A 21,959-nucleotide genomic window follows, 5' to 3' on the forward strand; every position below is an offset into this window, starting at 1 on the left:
TCCGCCGCCAGCGTCAAGAAGGACGCGGCCGAGCGTTGAGGGCGGGCCGCGGCAGGGCGCCGGGCGGGTTTCACGCGCTGCGCCGCCTGGGACAAAACTTCCTGGTCGATCGCGGCGTCCTGGCGGAGATCGTCGAGCGCTCAGGGGTGGGGGAGGGCGACGTCGTCTTGGAGGTCGGACCGGGGCAGGGCGTCCTGACGCGCGCCCTCCTGGAGCGCGGTTGCTTCCTGCACGCCGTCGAGCTGGACGAGCGCCTGCAGCCTGAGTTGGAGGCGCTGGCCGCGACATCGGAGGGGCGCCTGCGCCTTCACTGGGGTGACGCGCTGAGGACGGACTTTGCCGCCCTCTCGCCCTTCCCCTCGAAGGTGATCGCCAACATCCCCTACAGCATCACGACGCCCCTGATCTGGCGTCTGCTGACCCTTGCCCCGAAGGGCCTGGCCTACTGCCTCCTGATGGTGCAGAAGGAAGCAGCCGACCGCCTCCTCGCCCCCGCGGACACCAGGGAGCGCTACCCCCTTGGGGCGACGCTGGAGGTCATGGGGCGGACGGCCTGCGTCCGGCGCGTCCCCCCCTGCTGCTTCCGCCCCGTCCCGCGCGTGGAGTCCGCGCTCGTCGAGATCCGCGTGGAGCGGCGCCACGATCTGCTGGCGGACGGGCTGTGGAGCGAACTGCTGCACCGGGCGTTTGCGCACCGGCGAAAGACCCTGCAAAACAACCTGAAGGGCTTCAAGGGGATTTCGGACTGGGGCGCGCTGCTGCGGGAGGCTGGAGTGGCGCCGGGCGTCAGGGCCGAGGACGTATCGGGGCCGGAGTGGCTCCTGCTCTGCGACCTCCTGAGAGGCCGGGTGACGGATCAGTCCTGAGGTCCCTGAAGGCGCGACAGGGTGCTTTCGATCGCCTCCTCGACGTCCGCTCCAGGGGGCAGGCCGACCGCTTCGGGTCCCCCGTCGTCCGGGCACACCGTTACGGCAGGCCACCGCTGCGCCAGAACCTCGCGGAGCACCTCCGTCAGGGGCTGACCGATGAGGCGCGCGGGGAGGTCCGTCCCCTCCCACTCGTGAACGCTCAGGGTCGCGTCGGGTGGCACGACGAGGCGGACGGCCCCCCTCCGCGCCAACGCCATCGCCTGGCGGAGCCCCCGTCCTCTGCCGATGCGCCACGAGGCACTTCCCATGGCGCGAAGATGATCCTCCCCTCTGCGGGCCGCCTCTGCGCGGTACTCCCACGGGACGAGCGGGCGGGGCGACTGAAGGTCCTCCAGGAAGCCCCGCATGGTGTCCCATGTGGCGTCGGCCAGGTGCCCCCAGGCCGCGGCGTCGCCCTCCACCAGGACGCACCGCATGGGAACGCGCCTGGCTCCCAGCAGGTCGAAGACGAAGTCCCCCACCATGACACAGCGCGCAGGCGCCGCGTTCAGGCGTTGGGCCGCCAGGGTCAGAGCCCTTGGGTCTGGCTTTGCGACGCCCTCCTCGCGGCTCATCACGACGGGAGGCAACGCGATGCCGCAGCGCTCTGCGGCGAGCTGAATGGACTCGCGGCAGTTGCGGGAAACCACGCACCAGCGCTTCCCGTTCTTTTCGAGCCAGCGGAGCAGGTCCGGCGCCCCCTCGACGGGGACGGCGCAGGCCGCTCCCTCCATCTCGACGCGGACGATGGCCTCCCGTGCCTCCTCGTTCAGGGGCGGCGGCAGCGTCGCGGCGCGCTCGAACAGCGGAACGACGGCCTCTCCGCCGAAGTATCTTTCACGAACGCCGCGAAAATCCAGCTTCGTGCTGGCCAACACCCCGTCCCAATCCAGGATGAACGCCTCCATCAGCGCAGGATGCCAAAATGGCGGTGCAAACGTCTCTTGCATGGGCACTCTCCTTCGTCCAATCCCTGTTCGGGCCCTCGGTCACCGAATGACCCTTGGGATGCCGCGCTTCCTCAGCCAGTCCTCCAGGCGGTCCGGGATATCCCCCTGCACGGTGAGGACCCCGTCCTCGATGCGGGCGCCCGTCCCCAGCCCTCTGCGCGCCTCCCGCGCCAGCTCCTCCAGCTGCCTCGCGTCGGGCTTGGGGGTCAACAGGACCCGCACCGTCCATTTGCCGCCTCCGGCGCGAGCCCTCTGCAGGACCGCCTTGGAGAACGACGCGGCGGTGCCCCTCTCCTCCCGCACGGCCTGGGGAGCCTCCGCACCTCCTTCGCAGGCCGCCATCCCCATCGCCGCGCCGATAGGGATGGTCAGGGGCTCGCTGATCGTGCCGCCCTCGACGGGAACCCTGGTCCGTTCTTTCACCATCACCGCGCGCTCCTTTCGCTTCAAGTGCTTCAAGTGAACGAAATTCAAAGACCGCACGTATTTTAACATTCCCTGCATCTCTTCCTGCGGAACCCCGCGGACGGTTCGGGCATCCTGCGACGACCGAACATCGCCCGGGGCACCCCACCGGCATCTCCCCGCTTCGATGGCCGACGCGGGGAGGGGCCGATGGGCTATAATAAATTCTATCGAAAAAGGAGGGACGGGCCTCGTGCGGCGCACGTTCGCGCTGCCCCGGGCACCGCGTCGCCCCTATAGCTTAAACGACGTTCAAGACAGCGTGAGGAGCAGAGCGATGAGGAAGACGATCCTTGTGATGATGACGGCTGTGGCGTGCCTGACGGCGCCGCGCGCCTGGGCGGCAGAGTTGCCGAGGGCGCAGCTGGACGAGTCGGAGCGGCACTTCAACCGGGCCTACGGGTACTTTCTGGGACGGGATTACTGGGGGGCGCAGGACTACCTTGACCGCGCCCTGAAGGCGAACACGTACCTGGTCGACTACTACCTCCTGAGCGCGCTGAACCTGCAGCGCATGGGGGAAGGGGAGGAGGCGCAGGCCGCACTGGCCAGCTACCTTGAGGTGCGCCCCATGGACGGCACGGCGCCCCGGATCATGAAGGGCTTCGTGGAGCAGGACCGCACGCTGCAGATGATCCTCGGCTCCCGCCCCCTCGCCGTCCGCTGGCAGTTCTCGCAGCCGGACCTGCAGACGGAGTGGCGGACGGGGCTCACCCGTCCCTTCAGCATCAAGGGCCTCGGCAAGGTCAAGGCCCTGGGGAGCACCCTGTGTCTGGCCGACACCCTCGGAAACCAGGTGTGCCTGAGGTCGAGAGGGGAGGGGGCCTTTCGCTCCATCCCCGTGGAGCGCCCTGCGGCGGCGCTTCCGACAGGGGACGGAACCTTCTGGACCTTCGGGGTGAGCGGGGACGTCCAATCCTTTTCCGGTCTGCCCGATGCCCTGGCGTCCCCGGATTGGGTCGGAGCCGTTCCCTCGCACGTCGCGGACGCCGCGTGGATATCCGCCTCGGAGTTCGTCGTGGCGGACCCCGTGTCGCGCGACGTCGCCTTTTATGATCGCGCGACCCTGAAGCCCCTCGCGCGCTGGACCCCTCCGGAGGAGGAGATGCTCTTCGAGCCCGTGGCCGTGGAGGGCTTCGCGGACTGGTTGGCCGTCGCCGATCGTGGAAACGGCCGGGTCTTCGTCCTGAACGCCTCCGGCCGGCGCGACTTCTTCTTCGCGGAGGTCCCGCTGGTGCGGGACGTCCTGTGGTCACCGCTCGGCGAGCTCTTCGCCCTTGCGGAGGACGGAAACGTCTTTTGCCTGAGCGTTGACTTGGGCGAGCGGAGGGTGGAGCGCGGGGAGCCCCTGCAGTCCGGGCTTCGGGATATCTGGGCGCTGTTCGCGTCGGACGAGGGGGACCTCTGCGGCCTGGACGTGAGCGGCTCCCGAATGGTGAAGGCGGTCATGCTGCCATCGCAGGCGGTCAATCAGAGCTTCTTCGGGATTTTCAACCCGACGCTTGTCATGCAGGCGAACCGGGAAAGCTTCCTGCTGGACGCGACGCTGGTTTCCCCCTTCGCCTCCTGTTTCCGGGACGCCCCCGTTTTGGTACACTCGGTCTGGAACAACAGGAGCATCCGGTCGGCGGCCCTCTGGCAGGAGCCGGCCAGGTTCGAGGGGCTCCTGCTGCACCGCGCTCTGCCGGCCTCCCAGGCGTTGCCTCCGTCCCTGCGGACGGCACGGGTGGAGCAGGGAAGGGACCTGCACACGGCCCTGCCCTCGCTCTGGCACCTCCACCGGGGAAGCCTGACGAACGTCATCGTCGATGCCTCGATCCCCTTCGCGATGGAGGACCTTCTGTCGCTCGCGCGGTTTTGTCTGATGAACGGGCTTGAACTGGACGTGTGGGCCAGGGAGGTCCCTTCGCTGGCGTTGACGCGGGCCAGCGCCTTCACGGGGGGCAAGACGGTCTTTGCCCTTGAGCACGGGCCCGAACTGACGGCGCCTCGGACCCGGCTGCAGATACAAATCCCCTTACCGCAGGAACTGTCCTCCTCCGGCTATCCGGGGAGGTCCATGCTGGCGGTGTACCTGGACATCGGGTTGGTGCAGACGCGGGCCTGGATGCCGTTGTGGCCGGACCTGCTGGAGCGGCAGGAAAACCCCTAGGCCCCCGACGTGATGACCGACTCCAGGCTCTTGATGCCCCGGATGCGCCTCAGGGCCTCGATGAAGCTCTGTATCCTCGTCGACCCCCCTCGCAGGAGGACGCACTCCAGACACGTGTCGCCGTCCACGTGGACGTGGGTGGAGCAGAGGATGACGTCCCCGTGACGGTGCTGGGTTTCGGTCAGACCGCCGGTCAGGCCCGGAGTGTGGTGGTTGTACACGAGCGTGACGGTCCCATAGACCTCCCCCTCGTCCCCGCGCCACCTCTCCTCGGCGAGGTAGCGGCGCACCAAAAACCGCAGCGCCTCGGATCGATTCTTCCTGCCGGAGCGGCGGACGCGCTGTTCAAACTCGCTGAACAGCGATTCTGGCATGGTGACGCTGAAGCGGACGAGTTTGTCCGTCATCTTTTCCAACGCATCCCCCGGACGCGCTCGAACCATCGTTTTTGGATATCCTCTCTGCGGCCCTGCTCCTCCGCCCCCTCCGAGCCGGGGTTTTCGGTGAAGGACACGTCGGTGTAGGGCGCGTCGCGGAAGGCGCCGGGGTCGGCGGTCGCTCGGGCGCGGGGGCCCTTCCCCGTCGCGCGCTCGTAGAGGAAGCTTCCGCCCGCGTCGCAGAGCCCGGCCAGGAGCCCCCAGCCCAGCACCCTGAGGACAAAGGAGGGGAGGACGAACAGGACGAAGGAGAAGACGCTGAATAGCAGTCCGCCGAGGCAGACGGCCAGGGGTGAGAACACCAGGAGGAGGATGCCCCTCTCCCGCGCGTCCGCCCTCTGCCATCGGTCGAGAAAGCTGCTGAAGTGCTTCAGGATGCGGGAGGGCCACAGCCAGTACAGGATTTGGTTCACGATGTTTTGAAACAAGACACGACCTCCGAAATTTGTGACTTTTTGAAGTAATTGTGCCATCAATAGACCTTTTTCGCCTCAATTATATCAGGTGCGCCAGCGGGCCTCGCGGTGCGCAATTTAGGCAGGATGCCCCTGTGAAAAGGGCAGGACGGGCGGTATGGTTGTCGCCGGCATTTTTTCGTGGACACCGGGAGGGCGGAAGCTGCGCCCCGAATCTTTGGTACAATAAACAAATTGCCTGATGCACCGGGGCCCTGTGCGCTTCCCCTCGATTCGGTTTCGTGCCGGGGGGCGCTGTGGACACGGGGCGCGGGCTTTACGACTTGACAGTATAAGGCGGGGACGATTTGAGGGATAAATGGAAGCTGCTGCCTGAGAAGCTCAGGAAGGTCAAGAGGACGGACAGCTGGAAGCTGGAGGATACGGACGACATCTCCGCGCCCGGCGCGGGAACGGCCGGGCTCATCGGCCAGGAGCGCGCCATCGAGTCCATGGAGTTCGGGCTCTCCGTCCCGGGAAGGGGCTACAACGTCTTCGTGCTGGGGCGGCCCGGCAGCGGGCGCACCAGCTACGCCCTGGACAGCCTGAGGAAGAGGGCCGCCGCCCTCCCGGCCCCGGACGACTGGCTCTACCTCTACAACTTTGACGAGCCGGGCGAGCCCTTGGCGATCTCCGTCCCCGCCGGGGGAGGAAAGAAGCTGGTTTCCGCGCTGGACGCCCTCGTGAACGACCTCAAGGTGACGATCAGCAAGGCGTTTGAGCAGAGCCAGTACGAGGACGCCAAGGCACAGTACGTCAAGGAGTTTCAGGAGAAGGCGGGGGCCATCATGGACGGCCTGAAGGCGGCTGCGGCAAAGCACCATTTTCTGCTGAAGCGGACGCCGCAGGGCTTCGTCAACATCCCTCTGGTGGAGGGGAAGGACGAGGAGGGCAAGAAGGTCGTCCGGGAGATCAAGCAGGAGGAGTTTGAGGCGCTGGACAGCAGGGAGCAGAAGCGCTATCAGGAGCTCTCCGAGGAGGTCTCCCAGCGGACGCTTTTGGGCCTGCGCCGTATCCGCGACATGGAGAAGGACCTCAAGGACCGCATCAGCCGGCTTGAGTCGGATATCTGCCGGGCTGCGATCGCCCCCTGTCTGGCGGACGTCTGCGAGGCCTACAGGGAGAACGGTCCCCTGTCCCAGTGGTTCGCCCGCATGACGGAGGACGTCGTGGAGAACTTCGGCGCCTTCGTCACCTCGATGAGGGACGAGTCCGCGGAGGTCGACTTCACCCGCTATCAGGCCAACCTCTTCGTCAACAACGCGCCGAAGAAGGGGGCGCCCGTGATCTGGGAAACGAATCCGACGTACTGCAACCTGGCGGGCAAGGTGGAGTACGAGAGCCGGCAGGGGTATCTGTACACGGACTTCCGCCGCGTTGCCGCCGGCGCCTTCCACAGGGCCAACGGCGGCTTCCTGGTGCTGGACGCGGAGAAGGTCCTGATGAACTTCATGTCCTGGGAGGCCGTTAAGCGCCTGCTGCGCACCGGCACGGCCTCCATCGAGAACCTGGGCGAGCAGTACGGGGCCGTCCCCGTGTCCTCTTTGCGGCCCAGCCCGATCCCGATGCACCTCAAGGTGATCATGATCGGTTCCCCCTACATCTGCGAGATGCTGCAGTACTACGACCCGGAGTTTCAGAAGCTCTTCAAGGTCAAGGCGAGCTTCGACGTGGACATGCCGCGCAGCGCCGCCTCGGAACGTCAGCTGGCCCGCTGCGTGGCGGGCATCGCCAGGCGGGAGAAGCTGCGGCCCTTCGGTGCGGACGCCCTCTCGGAGATCGTGGAGTGGGCCAGCCGCGAGGCGGAGGACCAGGAGCGGCTCTCCACCGAGATGGGGAGGCTCCGGGAGCTCCTGGCGGAGGCCAACGCCTGGGCGGTCCTCCAGTCCGGGGAGGGGAAGCGCGTCGAGCGGGAGCACGTGCGGAAGGCCATCGAGCACAAGCGGTACCGCTCCGCCCTCTATCAGGAGAGGCTGACGCGGGCCTTTGTGGACGGGACCATCCGCGTGGACACGACGGGGGAGGTCGTGGGGCAGATCAACGGCCTGTCGGTGATCGACCTGACGGACTACCGCTTCGGGCACCCCTCGCGCATCACGGCGAACGTCTTCGTGGGGCAGGAGGGCATCGTGAACATCGAGCGCGAGGTGCGCATGACGGGGCCCATTCACAACAAGGGATTGATGATCCTCTCCAGCTACCTGGGGCGAAAGTACGCCCGGCACATGCCGCTGACGCTCTCGGCGCGCATCACCTTCGAGCAGAACTACGGCGGGATCGAGGGGGACAGCGCCTCCTCCACCGAGCTCTACTGCCTGCTCTCCGCCCTGTCGGGGCTTCCGCTCCGGCAGGGGATCGCCGTCACCGGGTCCGTGGACCAGTTCGGAAACGTCCAGGCCATCGGCGGGGTGAACGAGAAGATCGAGGGCTTCTTCAGCCTGTGCCGGCTCAAGGGGCTGACGGGGGACCAGGGCGTGATGATCCCGCGGGCGAACGTGCGGAACCTCATGCTGGACGCGGAGGTCATCCAGGCGGTTCATGAGGGACGCTTTTCCATCTGGGCCGTGGACACGATCGACGAGGGGATCGAACTTCTGACCGGAACGAAGGCCGGCCGGGAGCACAAGGACGGGACCTACACGAAGGGGTCCGTCCACGGCCTCGTCAGGGCGCGCCTCGAGCGGATGCTGAAGGACAGCGCCAAGCTGCAGAAGGGGCGTTCGAGCGGCGAAGGGCGGCGCGCCAGGGAGCGGGGCGACGACGAGGACCGCGTTCCCAGGAGGGGGCGCGGGCGATGAGCCGCCTCAGCGCGGCGTCCGCAGCGCCCTCCGGGCCTCAGGGCGAGCCCCTGGCTCCGGAGCGGATGCTGTCCCGATGGATCCTCTCGGTCCTGGATCACCTGGAGGCCCTGTGGCACAACGAGGCGAACCCGCCGCAGCTGGGGCACGGGGAGCCGCTGGAGGGCCTCGTCCTGACGGTGCTCTCGCAGAACACGAACGACCGCAACCGCGACGCCGCCTTTGCCCGCCTGAAGGAGCGCTTTGCCTCCTGGGATGCGGTCGTCCGCGGCGGGGCAGCCCAGCTGGAGGATGCGGTGCGCCCCGCGGGACTGGCGCCGACGAAGGCCCGGCATATCCTTGAGATTCTTAATATCGTCAAGCGGGACTTCGGCGAATACTCCATCGCCCCCCTGGCGGAGCGTGGGCGTGACGAGGCGCGGCGCTACCTCGTCGCGCTGCCGGGGGTGGGGGCCAAGACGGCGGCCTGCGTCCTACTCTTCGACATGGGGCTTCCCGCCTTCCCCGTTGACACCCATGTGGGGCGCATCGCGCGGCGGGTCGGCTTCGCGGCGGAGCGGGCGCCGGCGGAGGACATCTCCCTCCTGTTGGAGAGGGAAACTCCGCCCTCGCGCTACCTCGGCGGACACGTGAACATGATCGAGCACGGCAGGGCAATCTGCCGCGCCAGGGCTCCGCAGTGCGGCGCCTGCCCCCTGACCGCCCTCTGCAACTTCGGCCGGGCGCTCATCGTGTCAGAGCGGGACGCTGAGGTCAGGCGCGCTCGCGAGGCAGGGTGAGCGCTTTTCGGAAGGATATTTCGTCCCACCGTCCCCGCGCCTGTTGGGGATGTGGGCGTCAAGGCGTATAATAGACCAATTGGACGCCGTTTGGCCCTTCGCTTTACGGGGGCGCTGCATCCCGAAGAAGAGGGGCAAAAGGCGTCTTTAAGCAGGCCGTTCCACGGCTGCGAAGCTTGTTAATGAGGATGGTTACGGACGCATCCGGACTTGATTGGGGAGATTGAGCGATGATTTTAGGAACGATACGATACCCTTCCCGTTACGGCGGACTTGGGCCCCGGGTCAGGATGGGTTTGACCTACCTTGCCGAGCACGACCTTTCCGCCCTGCCCCTGGGACGCCACTCCATCGACGGCGACGACGTCTTCTTCGACGTCCAGGAGAACAAGTCCAGGCTCTTGGGAGAGGCGCTCTTTGAGGCCCATCGGCGCTACCTGGACGTCCACGTCACGCTGAGCGGTGAGGAGTGGTTCGGCTACGCCCTGACCTCCAGCCTTCAGGAGGTGGAAGCCTATTCCGACGAGCGGGACGTAGCCCTCTACAGCGGCGAGGGCGTCTACCTTCAGGCGCCTCCTGGGCACTTCATCCTCTTCATGCCGGAGGACGCGCACAAGCCGAACGTCTACTTCAAGCAGGCCGGGCTGATCCGCAAGCTGGTCCTGAAGGTTCGCCTCTAGGGGCTTTGAAAGATCGCCACGAGGCGAAGTGGACGACCTTTTTTTTATGCGCCGCGCCCTGGAGCAGGCGCGTAGCGCCCTGCTTTGCGGGGAGGTCCCGGTGGGAGCCATCGTAGTGGACGACGGCCGGGCGTTGGGCTGGGGCGGAAACGCCAAGGCGGCCGACCCCACCGCTCATGCGGAGGTTCAGGCCATCCGCATGGCCGCGGCGACGAGGGGCGGCTGGAACCTGAGCGGCTGCACCCTCTACGTCACGCTTGAGCCCTGCCCGATGTGCGCTGGGGCCTGCGTGAACGCGCGGGTGAGCCGCGTCGTCTTTGGCGCGCGGGACCCCAGGGCGGGCGCAGGGGGCTCCCTGTACGACATCCTTCGGGACACGCGCCTGAACCACCGCTCTGAGGTCCAGGGTGGCGTCTTGGAAGACGAGTGCGTTCGCCTGCTTCAGGCCTACTTTCTGGAGCGCCGTGGACGGGGGCGCCCGTCTCCCTTCGCGGCGGCGGGGCGTCGGGCGGAATAAAATTGCAGTCTTCAGGGGAGGCCCGGCGACTCGTGCGCGATGACCCCTGGAGCTTGAGGGGATAAGCCTTTGTTGTCGACCTGTATGGATTCCAACTTGAAACTTTTTGAGATGGGGGAGAGCACCCGCAGCCTGGCGCGCTGTATCCCCTGCTCGGAGCTGACGGCGATGGTCCTTCAGATGATGCAGCAGGGAAGGGTCATGGATATCGCCGACGCTCAGGATTGGATGAATCCCAAGTTTGAGAGGCTCCTGGAGTCCCTGGACCTCGGTGCGGCCAGCGCCGCTGCGCGGGACAAGTGGAACGCCAAAAGCTCCCTTGGAAACGTGCTGATCTACGGGGATTACGATACGGACGGCATCTCCGCGACGGTCCTGGCGATGGAGATTTTTCGCCACAAGGCCGTCCAGGTCCGGTACTTCATCCCCAGGCGCGACGTCCAGGGGTACGGGCTCAACGCGGAGGTGCTGGAGCAGGTCGTTCGCGGAGGCTGCAACACCCTCGTCGTAGTGGACTGCGGCACCAATGACTCGGAAATGCTGGAGGACCTGGAGCAGCGCGGGCTGGACGTCTTCGTCTTCGATCACCACACCGTCGCGGAGGCGCCGGCCTTTCACGCCATCGTCAACCCCTGCGCGGACGGCGGAGGAAAGGCCAGAAAGCTCTGCGCCACGGCGGTGCTCTGGTGCTGGGCGTGGAAGGAGGACATCCTGCCGCGGGACTGGCTCAAGTACGCGCTGGACCTGGTGGCCCTCGCGACGATCTCCGACTGCATGCCGCTCAACAGCCTGAACCGGTCCTTCGTCCGCCGCGGGATGCGGCTGATGCGGACGAATCCGCGGCGGGGGCTGAGCGCGCTCTTCAGCCGCCTGGGGCTCAACGCCCGACAGCTCACCGAGGAGCAGCTCTCCATGCGCGTGATCCCCTGCCTCAACGCGCCCGGACGCATCTCCTGCGCCGACGTTTCCGTGCGGGCCCTCTTGGGTATGGGCGGCGACGACGCGGTCTACGAGTGCGCGGGCGAGCTGATCAAGGTGAATCGAAGACGCCAGGCGATCTCCGAGCGCATCGCGGGGAAGATTCGGGAGAACGGGGAGGACGACCGGCACGTGATGTTCGACGAGTCCTGGCCCGTCGGCGTGTTGAGCGGCGTTGCGAGCCGCATCTGCGCTCAGCGCCGCAGTGCCGTCGCCCTGGCGGCCCCCGTGGGAGAGAAGATTCGGGGAACCCTCAGGGTCCCCGCGGGCGGCAACGCGGTGGGTATCCTGAGCGAGATATCGGACCTGCTGGACGCCTGGGGCGGTCATCGCTATGCCGCCGGATTTTCCGTGCTGGCCCAGAATTGGGACGAGGTGGAGGAAAGACTGGAGGAGCTCCTGGCCGACCTTGGGGTGGAGGAGGAGGTCGTTTCCGCCATCAACCTGTCCCCGGCGCGGATATCCCTGGACGACTGGCGGACGGTCACGGAACTGGGGCCCTTCGGGAACGACAATCCCTGCCCCCTGTTCTACTGCGCCAGCAGCGTGGAGGACCGGGTGGAGCCCCTGGGAAGGGACGGGAAACACAGTACCGTCCGCGTGGATAACGTCAAACTCCTGGCCTTCAACGCTGCCCCCGACCTGCAGGACACGTCGGGCATCAAGGGGTGGGTCTATCATCCGCGCCTGGACTACTGGAGGAACGAGGAGCAGATCCAGTTCATTCTGGACTATGCTGTAGTGGTTTGAGCCTGACCCCCCTTGGAGAGGAGGCGGTGGAAGTGAAGGATGACGATCTGACGGCGGGAGCGGAGCCCGGCGTGGAGGCTGGCGCAGCCTCCTCACCCTCCGCCCCCTCCCCTTCGGGGATTCACGCCGACCGGGACGCGCTGCGGTCCATCTTAAACAGCGTGCCCGCCCTGTCGGGCAACGAGGACCTTCGGGAGATGGCGGCCCTGCGCGATTCCTTTCTGGTCCAGATCCCCAAGCAGTGCTTGACGGAGGCGGTGCGGACGATCTGGCAGGAGCTCTGGTCCAAGGCCATGGCCGTCCTGACACCCTCGCAGATGCACCAGCTGGGCAGGGCCTTCGTGTTCATGGCCAGGGCCCACGCGGACCAGAAGCGCACGAATGGGGACCCCTATATCGTCCACACGCTCTCCGCGGCGCTGATCCTGGCGGGGATGCGGCTGGACCTGGCCAGCCTGACGGCGGCCCTGCTCCACGACGTCTTGGAGGACACGGACGTCACTAAGGACGAGCTTCGAGAGGGCTTCGGGGACGAGGTGGTGACCCTCGTCGACGGGGTCACCAAGCTGGGCAAGCTGCCCTTCATGTCCATGGAGGGCTATCAGGCGGAGAACCTGCGCAAGATGTTCATCGTCATGGCGCGGGACATCCGGGTCGTCCTGATCAAGCTGGCGGATCGGCTTCACAACATGAGGACCCTGGGGGCGCTGCGCAGGGACAAGCAGGAGCGCATCGCCAGGGAGACCCTTGAGATATTTGCCCCCCTGGCCCATCGCCTCGGCATCTACCAGATCAAGCGGGAACTTGAGGACATCTCCTTCCGCTACCTTCAGCCCGACGTCTATCAGGAGATCCGGCGGAAGGTAAAGCGCCGCCTGCCTGAGATGGAGAGCGTCATCAAGCGCGGGATCGAAGCCCTTGAGGTGCGGCTGGGCAAGGAGGGCATCCCCTGCAGGATCAAGGGGCGCGCAAAGCACTACTACAGCATCTACGAGAAGATGCAGCGAAAGAAGCTCTCCGTTGACGAGCTTTACGACATCCTGGCGATCCGCGTCCTGGTGGAGGACGTGTCCACGTGCTACGCCGTGCTGGGGATCGTCCACGCCATGTGGGCGCCTATCTCCGGCCAGTTCGACGACTACATCGCCACGCCGAAGAGCAACATGTATCAATCCCTGCACACCACGGTGATGGCCTTTGGGGTTCCCATGGAGGTCCAGATACGGACCTATGAGATGAACCACCTGGCGGAGTACGGCATCGCCGCCCACTGGCTCTACAAGTCGAAGGGCGCTGCCGCGGACAGCCTGGACGCCAAGCTGATGTGGGTGCGTCAGGCGCTGGAGGCGGAGCAGGGGGATGGACAGGACCCGGAGGAGTTCCTGGAGCTCCTCAAGAGCGACATCCTGACGTCGGACGTCTACGTCTTTACGCCGCAGGGCAAGCCCCTCGTGCTGCCCAACGGAGCCACGACCCTGGACTTCGCCTACGCGGTACACACCGAGGTGGGCAACCACTGCGTGGGGGCCATGATCAACGGTCGCATCGTCCCCCTGAGCACTCAGCTGCGCAACAGCGACATCGTGAAGATCATCACCTCCCCTCAGGGGTCGCCGTCCCAGGACTGGCTCAAGATCGCGCGCTCCAGCAAGACCAGGAGCAAGATACGCAACTACTTCCGCCAGGCCGAAAAGACGGATCGAAACGAGAAGATCGCGCGAGGCTGGGAGGCCCTGGAAAAGGAGCTGCGCAAGCGTGGCCTCACCGTCGAGAACCAGGAGGACTTCGTCCCCGGACTGAACAAGGTGGCGCGGGACCTGGGCCTGTCCGGGAAGGACGACGTGCTGGCGGCCGTGGGGGCGGGGACCTCCGGCCCCAGCACCGTGGCGCAGAAGCTGGTCCTGGCCTACCTGCAGCAGCGTCACCCTGCGGACGACCTCTCGACGCTCGTCAAGGAGAACCCTCCGGTCCGCCGGCACGACTCCGACATCATCGTGGAGGGGGAGGGCGGGGTGAGCGTCGTCCTGGCGAACTGCTGCGCGCCGATACCGGGAGACGCCATCGTGGGGTACTCCACGAGGACCCGCGGGATCACGATACACCGCATCGACTGCCCCAACATCCTGAACGCCCAGATGGGGCGGGTGGTGCAGGTTTCCTGGGGCCGCCCCTCCGGCAAACTGTACACGGCGCGGCTGAAGGCCGAGGCCGTGGACCGCGCCAACCTGATCCGGGACGCAGCGCAGTCCATCGGGCTTGGAGGGGGCAGCATTTCGGGCATCAAGGCCTCGACGATCGGCAACAGCCTGATGAGGATGAAGATCGAGCTGAGGGTCCGCGACTTGGAACACCTCTATGGGGTCATCGCAAAGCTGAACGCGGTCAAGGACATCATCGAGGTCACGAGGGGGTAGAGACCATGCGCATGGTCGTTCAGAGGGTTTCGAGAGCGGCGGTTTCCGTGGACGGAGTTGAGGCGGCCCGGATCGGAAGGGGCGTCTGCGTCCTCTTGGGGGTTGGGGCGGAGGACGGGCAGGCCGACGCGGACTGGCTGGCTGAGAAGCTCGTGAACCTCAGGATCTTTGAGGACGCGGAGGGCCGGATGAACCTCTCCCTTCTGGACGTGGGTGGCGCTGCCCTTCTGGTTTCCCAGTTTACGCTGTACGGCGACTGCCGCAAGGGGCGGCGTCCTTCCTTCGTGGGAGCGGCGGGGGCGGAGAAGGGCCGGGAGCTCTACGAATACTTTGTCGAGAGGGTCAGGGCCCATGGCCTGGAAACGGGCTGCGGGATATTCCAGACGCACATGGAGGTGGAGATCCTCAACGACGGCCCCGTCACGCTCTTCCTGGACACTGCGGACAGAAGGTAAATGGGGCGGGAAGGCGAACTCTGCGCTGTTTTGATACGGGAGGCTGTGCTTAAGATGCAATACAAGCGTTTCCCTCTGGGGGCGTTGTGGACGAATGGCTATCTTTTCTGGGACGAGGACGGCGAGGCCTTCTTCATCGACCCGGGCGGCGACGCCTCGGAGGTGCTGAAGTTTGTCAAGGCCCATAACCTAAAACTGCGGAAGGTTCTCCTGACCCACGGACACCTCGATCACATCGCCGGAGTCCGGGACCTCACGTCCCTCGTGGGGTCGGAGGTCTATGTGGGGCGCGGCGACGCCCGCCTCCTGCGCAATCCCCCGGAGTCGCTCCAGACCGCACTTCGGATTCACTGCGACCCCATCACCGATTTTCAGGAGGTCGCGGAGGGACAGACCCTGAGGGTTGGAAAAATTGAGGCTCGGGTCATGGAAACGCCGGGACACACCGAGGGCGGCGTGTGCTATCTTATTGCGGAGGGGGACGAGAAGGTTCTGGCCTCCGGCGACACGCTCTTCGCCCACAGCGTGGGGCGCACGGACCTAGACGGCGGTGACGAGGCAAAGCTGAACGCTTCTCTCTTGCGGCTGGCGAAGCTGCCGGACGACCTTCGCGTCCTGCCCGGGCACGGTCCGGAGACGAACATCGGAAAGGAGAGGGCACACAACCCCTTCTGGCCCGTGGAGTCTTAAGCGCTTTTAATGTTGAAAGCCCGTCTGCGCGTTGGCAGGGGCCCTTTGAGTTTAAAACTGCGGGTGATGAAGAAGCATGTTCAAGTACCTGTCCGGTGTTTTGGGGCTGGATGTTGGGATTGACCTCGGCTCCGCCAACATCGTGGTGTACGTCAAGGATAAGGGGATCGTGCTCAGCGAGCCCTCGACGGTGGCCATTCGCAAGCTGCCGCGGGGCGGTGGGCTTGAGGTCATCGCCGTAGGGCGGGAGGCCAAGGCCATGTCCGGGAAGACGCCCGGCGGCGTGGAGGCGATCTGGCCCCTCCAGGACGGCGTCATCGCGAACTTCGACATGACGGAGGAGCTGATCCGCTACTGCCTGCGGAGGGCCGGCGGCAGCGGCTCCTTCATGGTGCATCCGCGCGTGGTCATCTCCGTCCCCGCGGAGGTGACGGAAGTGGAGCGCAAGGCGGTGGTTGACGCGACCCTGGGGGCCGGGGCGAGCGAGGCCTACGTCGTGGAGGAGCCCATCTCTGCGGCCCTCGGCGTGGGCCTTCCCATCGACCGGCCTAACGGCTGCATGATCATCGATATCGGCGGCGGGACGAGCGAGGTTTCCGTCATCTCCCTCGGAGGCATCGTCGTGACCAGCTCCCTGCGCACGGCAGGCCGGACGATGGACAACGCCATCATCGCGATGATCCGTCAGCGCTACGCCCTGCTCATTGGGGAGACGACGGCGGAGGAGGTCAAGAACACGATCGGCTCCGCACTGCCCCTGTCCCCGGAACTGGAGATGTCCGTGAAGGGGCGGGACCTCTCGGATGGCCTGCCCAAGAGCGACATGGTGTCCTCGTTGGAGGTCCGGGAGGCTCTGGAGCCGATCTTCCTGAGCATCGAGGACATGGTGAAGGTGGCGCTCGAAAAGACGCCCCCGGAGCTGGCCAAGGACATCGTGGACCGTGGCATCATCCTGTCGGGTGGGGTCGCTCTGATGCGCGGCTTTGCCGAACGGCTGTCGCGGACGATCAATACGCCGGTGATCGTGGCGGAGGAGCCCCTTTTCTCCGTGGCCCTAGGGGTCGGAAAGATACTGGACAACCTGGGGACGATGCGGCGCGTCCTGATGTCCGTCGAGCGCGGTTCGCGCTGAATGCCGAATTTGGCGCCGCATCCGAGAACAGGTCTATGGGTGTGCGTCCCGCGTCTTCTGCGCCGGGCCATGAGGTGTCCTCATGCTTGACCGACGCCAGGTCCGGGAAAGGGCCCACGGTCTGACGGCCCTCATTCTGGGGCTATTCCTCCTGGGAGTCGGCGCGAGCCTCGGGATATCGAAAACCGCAGCGGACCTTCTGAGCGGGATGTTGAGCCTCCCGGAATATCCGGCGGTCCTCCTGCGGGAGACGGTTCGTGACTGGCTGAGCTGGGGCCGCAGCCGAAGCGCCATGCAGGCGGAGATCGAGGCGCTGCGGGGCGAGAACGCGGAACTCCGCGTCCTGAACTCCACCCTGGCAAACGAGCGCATCCGCACCGAGTTGAGTGCGCTGGAGGCCAGCAAGGACGTGGCCAGGATAACGCTTCGCGCGCCCATGTCCTGGTGGAACGAGATCCGCATCGACAAGGGAGAGGGGGACGGCGTCATCGTTGGACTGCCCGTATTTCATAACGGCTACCTCGCGGGGCGCATCAGCTCCGTGTCGCTCCTGTCCTCGTGGGCGGAGCTCCTCACCTCGCCGTCGCTGATGATCCCCGTCGTGGTGGAGGAAACGAGGGAGTTGGGGGTCGTCATGGGGAACGGCAGCGGGTCCGTCTTCCTGAACTACATCCCGGCGGGGCGGGGCTCCATGAAGGGAATGAGGGTCAGCACGGCCCTGATCGGCGAACAGCTTCCGCCGGGGCTGCCCATCGGGGTCATCGCCGAGGAGCTGGAAACGACCCCGGACGGCTACGCCACGTACCGCATCGCTCCTGGCGCGGATTTCTCAAAGCTCTACAGCGTGTCCCTGCTGGCGAAGCCCGAGGGGGCATCCCGATGATGGAGTTCGTGGGCCTGTGGCTGTTTCAGGACCTCCTGGAGGTGCTTTTGCTGCGCGTGACGCAGGCCCCGGAGCTCTTTCTGCTGGGGGTGGTCTACCGCCTCATCACGCTGAAGGAGGGGGAGGAGCGCCTGTGGGCCATCTGGACCGCCTTCGTGGGCGGCTTGCTGTGGGACCTGAGGTGGGTTGGCATCCCCGGATTTTTCACGCTGGGATACGTTGCGGTGGTGATGCTGGTCCTCTGGATGTGGAGCGCCATTCCATCTCAGGGGCGCACGATGTTCGTGGCCTTCCTCCTGCTGGAGGCGTCCCTGGTGCTCCCGCCGCTGGTCCCGGTGCTGATCGTGGGCGGCGGCGTGAGCGGAGGCTTCTTCCTGGTGCAGCAGCTCTGCTCCCTTCCCGCGCTTCTCCTGTGCCTGCACCTTTACTCGAAGCACATGAGGAGCCTCCATGCCTGAGATCCGCGACCTGCTGGACGACCGCCTGAAGCTTCTTCTGGGGTGCGTCCTGGGATCGTTCCTTATCCTCCTGGGGGGGCTTTATTTCTGCCAGATCTTTCAGGGGGACAAGTACGTGCGGCTGGCGTACAACAATCGCCTGCGGCTGATCCGCTTCGCCGCCCCACGTGGTGAGATCTTCGACCGACACGGGGTTCCCCTGGCGGTGAACGAAACGACGTTCAACGTCATGGGCTATCCTCTGGACCTGGACACTCCCGAGAAGCTGGAGAAGCTCAGCGCGGTGCTCCTGCGCCACGGGATTCCCATGACGTCGGAGGACCTGGCGCGGACGATCAAACAGCAGCGGTTGGCCCCCTATCGGGTCATGAAACTCGTTTCAAACCTGACGATGCCCCAGATGGCGGACCTGGTGGCGGACACGGATTTCCCTCACGAGCTCTTCCCCCTCTCCGTGTGGCGCCGCACGTACCCCGCGGGGGCGATGGCCGCCAACGTCCTGGGCTACGTTGGGGAGATATCGGAGGAGGAGCTCAAGGCGAGCTCCGGAAACGACTACTATGGGGGGGACTTGATCGGGAAGTCCGGCATTGAGCGCGCCTATGAGGCCGAGCTCCGCGGGGAGGCGGGGGAGGAGGCGCTGGAGGTGGACGCGCGGGGGCGCAAGGTGCGCGTCCTGGACTCCCGCCCCGCGGCGAAGGGGACGGACCTGCGCCTCACCCTGGACATGGGGGTTCAGAAGCTGGCCGTCGAGCTCCTGAAGAACTATAAGGGGGCTATCGTCGCCATGGACGTGAAGAACGGCGCCATCCTCGCTCTGGCCTCCTCTCCGACCTACGACAACAACCCCCTTGCCTGGGGAGTTTCCGGGAGGGAGTGGAACGCTATCGTCCGAGACCCCGACAGGCCGATGCTCGATCGCTGCATCTCCGGGGTCTACCCCCCCGCCTCGACCTTCAAGGCGTTCATGTCCCTGGCCGCCCTGGAGGAGGACGTCATCACGAGCTCCACCTCCTTTTCCTGCAGCGGGGCCATCCGCCTGGCCTCCCACACCTTTCGCTGTTGGAGGCGCAGCGGGCACGGCTCCATGAACGTGCTGACGGCCCTCCAGCACTCCTGCGACGTCTACTTCTACCAGGTGGGCATACGGATGGGAATAGACCGCATCCTCAAGTGGGCCCATCGTTTTCGGCTGGGAGAGCCGACGGGAATCGACCTTCCGGGCGAGAGCGCCGGCGTTATCGCGGGGCCCGACTGGAAGCGAAGGCGCTTTAAGGAGAACTGGTATCAGGGGGATACCGTGAACTATTCCATCGGGCAGGGGTACCTCCTCATGACGCCCCTGCAGATCGCGCGGGTCTATGCGGCGATAGCCAACGGGGGCAGGCTGGTGACCCCGCACCTCTCTAGCCTGAACGACAGGCCGCCCGTGGATATGCACCTCACCCCAGCCAAGCTGGCCCTCGTGCAGCAGGGGCTGGACTATGTGGTGCAGCGCGGGACGGGAGCGCGCGCCGGGAAGTTTGGGGTGACCGTTGCCGGCAAGACCGGAACGGCTCAGAACGCCCACGGGGACGACCATGCGCTCTTCGCGGGCTATGCGCCGGCCGAGGCGCCGCGGTACGTGGTCGTGGCCATCGTCGAGGCCGGAAAGCACGGAAGCAGCGTGACCTCGCCCATCGTGGGCGAGCTCCTGGCCCACATGCTGAGCCACGCATCGAGTGAAGGAGAAAAGAAAGAGTAGAGTGACGATGTCCCATAAGCATGACGTTCAAGACAATCCTCCCTCGCTTCCCGAAGGCCATTCGTCGGGCTCAGAGGGCCTCAGCCGGGGTTCCGGCGCTCAGATCCGGATGGTGGGGACGCGCTACGGCATTCGCATCTTCCTGCCCGTTTCCTCCTCCGAGGAAACGCTCCTGGAGCTCCTGTCCCGCATCCCGCCCCAGGCGTATCAGCTTCCGGACTCGGAGGGGATCGTCCTCGACTTTCAGTCCAGGGCGTGTTCGGAGCAGCTTCTCCTTCAGCTCCTGAAGGAGGTCGTTTGGGGCAAGGGGTTTCGCGTCCTGGCCTGGCTCTCTGACAACGAGAAGTCGCTGCAGCTTTTCCGCGGATCGGGCTTCGCAGTGACGGAGCCCGTCGCCGCCCCGCCTCCTCCGAAGGAGGCGTCCAGGGCCACAAAGGAGTGGGAGGCACCCAGGGTCAGGATTGTGTATAATTCTATGCGTTCGGGCCAGGTAGTGGAGGCCGAGGGGGATGTGGTGCTGTGGGGGCATCTGAACTCCGGCGCCGAGATATCCGCCGGCGGAAGCGTCATCGTGTCCGGAAAGTTGAAGGGCCTGGTCCACGCCGGCCGCGGAGGCCGCGAGGACGTCTTCGTCATGGCCGGTTCCTTCGAGGCACAGCAGGTGCGCCTGGGACATAAGCTGTGCTACGCGGACCCCTCCACCGCCGGATGGCAGAAGCCGGTCCTGATCGTCATCGAGGATGGGGAGCCCATCATCCGCGAGAACGAGTTTCTGAGCGGCGCGGTGGAGCCGTGAGCGCAAAATTCCTCTGAATGGCCCTTCTTCTCAGGGCGGCTCAGGGATTAGAATGACGCCGGCATGATTTGCCGTACAGGCCGGAGGGCTGGTATCGGGAGCGGTTGGCAAGTCGTTTTTAGCGATTTTACGAAAATTAATGACCGCTTTCCTTAATGAGCGTATGCTTTTTCAGCGAATGGAGGGTTTCTATTGGGAGCTCGGGTTATTGTCACGACCTCCGGAAAAGGAGGGGTGGGGAAGACGACCTCGACCGCGAACATCGCGGCGGCCTTGGCCAAGTTCGGCAAGAAGGTCGTAGCGGTCGATGCGGACGTCGGGCTGCGCAACCTGGACGTCATTATGGGCCTTGAGAACAGGGTGGTCTATAACTTCATTGACGTCATCGAAAAGAACTGCACCCTGAAGCAAGCCCTGATCCGGGACAAGCGGGTGCCGAACCTGTTCCTGCTGGCCGCCGCCCAGACTCGCACGAAGGACGCGGTGAGCCCCGAACAGATGATAGAGCTTTGCAGTCAGCTGCGGCCGAACTTCGACTTCATCTTCCTGGACTGCCCTGCGGGCATTGAGGGCGGGTTCAAGAACGCGGCGGCCGGGGCCGACGAGGCCCTCGTGGTCACGACGCCGGAGATCCCGGCGGTGCGGGACGCGGACCGCATCATCGGCATGTTGGAGTCCATGGGGAAGGCCCCGATACGCCTGATCATCAACCGCCTCCGGCCCACGATGGTCCAGGATGGTGACATGCTGGCGCAGGAGGACATCCTGGACGTCCTCTCGATTAAGCTGATCGGCATCGTCCCGGAGGACGAGTGCGTCATCCGCGCCACCAACAACGGCGAGCCGATGACCTTGTCCCCGGAGTCCCCGGCAGCCCAGGCCTATCTGAACATCGCCCAACGCCTCATGGGGCAGGAGGTACCGCTGATGGACCTCGATGCCTACGCTTCCCATGGGCTCTTCCGTTGGTTTAAGAACCTGTTTAAGCGGCGTTAGCCCGCAGAAGGATCGCCGCGTCGAACGAACGGCCTGCGCGGGAAGTGACGTCTGCAGAGTGCGAAGGGCAGGGCCCTTGAGAGCCGACGTGCCGTCCCTTTCGAGGCGGGAGTTTTCGTTTCAGGCGTTGAGCGAGGGGACGTTACGGCTGAACACGGAGTCACGGACAGGGGAGAGATCGTAGTGGACTTTTTACGGAAAATCTTTGGCGGTGGAGCCGACCGGTCGGGCCGAAAGGCCAGCGACAGGCTGCGCATCGTTTTGATACACGACAGGACCGACATCTCGCCGCAGCTGCTTGAGGAGCTGCGCAATGAGATGATCGGCGTCCTGACGAAGTACATGGACATCGACCTCAGCAAGATTGAAATCGATTTGGACCACGACGAGCAGGAGGTTGCCCTGGTGGCGAACATTCCCGTCCTGAGAATCAAGCGGGGGAGCAGCGGGGAGTCCTTTGAGGAGCCGCGCCGCCGCGAGAAGCCCGCGGGCGGACGCCGGCGGGAGAGGGACCGCTGAGCG

The 21,959-nt window shown here is 65.6% G+C and carries 21 protein-coding genes; 17 read left to right on the forward strand and 4 right to left on the reverse strand.

All coding sequences use genetic code 11. The features are described 5' to 3' along the window. Window positions 1-866, forward strand: an 866-nt coding sequence (gene rsmA / locus Q0629_RS04190; protein WP_366123049.1) for a 16S rRNA (adenine(1518)-N(6)/adenine(1519)-N(6))-dimethyltransferase RsmA, incomplete at its 5' end; no start/stop codon positions are given. On the opposite strand, the gene Q0629_RS04195 is transcribed toward rsmA, so the two are convergent. Then, window positions 857-1,816, reverse strand: coding sequence for an HAD-IA family hydrolase (locus Q0629_RS04195; RefSeq protein ID WP_298779288.1), 960 nt, complete (start codon window positions 1,814-1,816; stop codon window positions 857-859). The two genes, rsmA and Q0629_RS04195, sit on opposite strands and share 10 nt — an antisense overlap. Before the next feature lie 81 nt (window positions 1,817-1,897). Continuing rightward, complete coding sequence (locus Q0629_RS04200) at window positions 1,898-2,308, reverse strand: hypothetical protein (RefSeq protein ID WP_298779290.1); 411 nt, start codon at window positions 2,306-2,308, stop codon at window positions 1,898-1,900. 292 nt (window positions 2,309-2,600) lie between these two features. Between Q0629_RS04200 and Q0629_RS04205 the strand changes: the two genes are divergently transcribed. Further along, window positions 2,601-4,475 (forward strand): hypothetical protein, encoded by a 1,875-nt coding sequence (locus tag Q0629_RS04205; protein ID WP_298779293.1) that lies wholly within the window; start codon window positions 2,601-2,603, stop codon window positions 4,473-4,475. Here Q0629_RS04205 and nikR read toward each other — a convergent pair. Both nikR and Q0629_RS04215 read right to left on the reverse strand, forming a co-directional pair. Then, the gene (gene nikR, locus Q0629_RS04210; RefSeq protein ID WP_298779295.1) at window positions 4,472-4,882 is read right to left on the reverse strand and encodes a nickel-responsive transcriptional regulator NikR; all 411 of its coding nucleotides are present in this window, start codon (window positions 4,880-4,882) and stop codon (window positions 4,472-4,474) included. The two genes, Q0629_RS04205 and nikR, sit on opposite strands and share 4 nt — an antisense overlap. Next, window positions 4,879-5,340 carry a hypothetical protein gene (locus Q0629_RS04215; RefSeq protein WP_298779297.1) on the reverse strand — a complete coding sequence of 154 codons (462 nt, stop codon included), beginning with the start codon at window positions 5,338-5,340 and terminating at the stop codon, window positions 4,879-4,881. Before Q0629_RS04215 ends, nikR begins: the two co-directional genes overlap by 4 nt. Window positions 5,341-5,675: 335 nt before the next feature. Between Q0629_RS04215 and Q0629_RS04220 the strand changes: the two genes are divergently transcribed. The 15 genes from Q0629_RS04220 to minE all read left to right on the forward strand — a co-directional run bounded on the left by Q0629_RS04220 (window position 5,676) and on the right by minE (window position 21,956). After that, window positions 5,676-8,165, forward strand: a complete 2,490-nt coding sequence (locus Q0629_RS04220) for an ATP-binding protein (RefSeq protein WP_298779299.1) — start codon at window positions 5,676-5,678, stop codon at window positions 8,163-8,165. After that, window positions 8,162-8,944: an endonuclease III gene (locus Q0629_RS04225; protein ID WP_298779301.1), complete on the forward strand. Its 783-nt coding sequence runs from the start codon at window positions 8,162-8,164 to the stop codon at window positions 8,942-8,944. Before Q0629_RS04220 ends, Q0629_RS04225 begins: the two co-directional genes overlap by 4 nt. Window positions 8,945-9,174: 230 nt before the next feature. Then, window positions 9,175-9,624, forward strand: a complete 450-nt coding sequence (locus tag Q0629_RS04230) for a YhcH/YjgK/YiaL family protein (protein WP_298779303.1) — start codon at window positions 9,175-9,177, stop codon at window positions 9,622-9,624. Window positions 9,625-9,652: 28 nt separating this feature from the next. Further along, a complete protein-coding gene (gene tadA / locus Q0629_RS04235) occupies window positions 9,653-10,141 on the forward strand; it encodes a tRNA adenosine(34) deaminase TadA (RefSeq protein WP_298779305.1) in 489 nt (162 codons plus the stop codon). A 96-nt stretch (window positions 10,142-10,237) separates the two neighbouring features. Beyond that, a complete protein-coding gene (locus Q0629_RS04240; protein WP_298779308.1) occupies window positions 10,238-11,869 on the forward strand; it encodes a DHH family phosphoesterase in 1,632 nt (543 codons plus the stop codon). A 32-nt stretch (window positions 11,870-11,901) separates the two neighbouring features. Further along, entirely contained in the window at window positions 11,902-14,283 is a 2,382-nt protein-coding gene (locus Q0629_RS04245; RefSeq protein WP_298779309.1) for a bifunctional (p)ppGpp synthetase/guanosine-3',5'-bis(diphosphate) 3'-pyrophosphohydrolase, read from the forward strand. A gap of 5 nt (window positions 14,284-14,288) precedes the next feature. Further along, complete coding sequence (gene dtd / locus Q0629_RS04250) at window positions 14,289-14,738, forward strand: D-aminoacyl-tRNA deacylase (RefSeq protein WP_298779311.1); 450 nt, start codon at window positions 14,289-14,291, stop codon at window positions 14,736-14,738. Window positions 14,739-14,792: 54 nt separating this feature from the next. Further along, window positions 14,793-15,428, forward strand: a complete 636-nt coding sequence (locus tag Q0629_RS04255; protein ID WP_298779314.1) for an MBL fold metallo-hydrolase — start codon at window positions 14,793-14,795, stop codon at window positions 15,426-15,428. 76 nt (window positions 15,429-15,504) lie between these two features. Continuing rightward, the gene (locus Q0629_RS04260) at window positions 15,505-16,560 is read left to right on the forward strand and encodes a rod shape-determining protein (RefSeq protein ID WP_298779316.1); all 1,056 of its coding nucleotides are present in this window, start codon (window positions 15,505-15,507) and stop codon (window positions 16,558-16,560) included. Window positions 16,561-16,642: 82 nt separating this feature from the next. Continuing rightward, the gene (gene mreC, locus Q0629_RS04265; RefSeq protein ID WP_298779318.1) at window positions 16,643-17,443 is read left to right on the forward strand and encodes a rod shape-determining protein MreC; all 801 of its coding nucleotides are present in this window, start codon (window positions 16,643-16,645) and stop codon (window positions 17,441-17,443) included. Next, window positions 17,440-17,901: a hypothetical protein gene (locus Q0629_RS04270; RefSeq protein ID WP_298779321.1), complete on the forward strand. Its 462-nt coding sequence runs from the start codon at window positions 17,440-17,442 to the stop codon at window positions 17,899-17,901. The genes mreC and Q0629_RS04270 overlap by 4 nt, the downstream gene beginning before the upstream one ends. Then, entirely contained in the window at window positions 17,894-19,645 is a 1,752-nt protein-coding gene (gene mrdA, locus Q0629_RS04275; RefSeq protein WP_298779323.1) for a penicillin-binding protein 2, read from the forward strand. The genes Q0629_RS04270 and mrdA overlap by 8 nt, the downstream gene beginning before the upstream one ends. Before the next feature lie 7 nt (window positions 19,646-19,652). After that, a complete protein-coding gene (locus tag Q0629_RS04280; RefSeq protein ID WP_298779325.1) occupies window positions 19,653-20,441 on the forward strand; it encodes a septum site-determining protein MinC in 789 nt (262 codons plus the stop codon). A gap of 192 nt (window positions 20,442-20,633) precedes the next feature. Beyond that, window positions 20,634-21,437, forward strand: a complete 804-nt coding sequence (gene minD, locus Q0629_RS04285; RefSeq protein ID WP_298779326.1) for a septum site-determining protein MinD — start codon at window positions 20,634-20,636, stop codon at window positions 21,435-21,437. 183 nt (window positions 21,438-21,620) lie between these two features. After that, window positions 21,621-21,956 (forward strand): cell division topological specificity factor MinE, encoded by a 336-nt coding sequence (gene minE, locus Q0629_RS04290; protein ID WP_298779353.1) that lies wholly within the window; start codon window positions 21,621-21,623, stop codon window positions 21,954-21,956. Window positions 21,957-21,959 lie beyond the last annotated feature (3 nt).

Source organism: uncultured Fretibacterium sp. (genome assembly GCF_938030725.1).
Classification (GTDB): domain Bacteria; phylum Synergistota; class Synergistia; order Synergistales; family Aminobacteriaceae; genus Fretibacterium.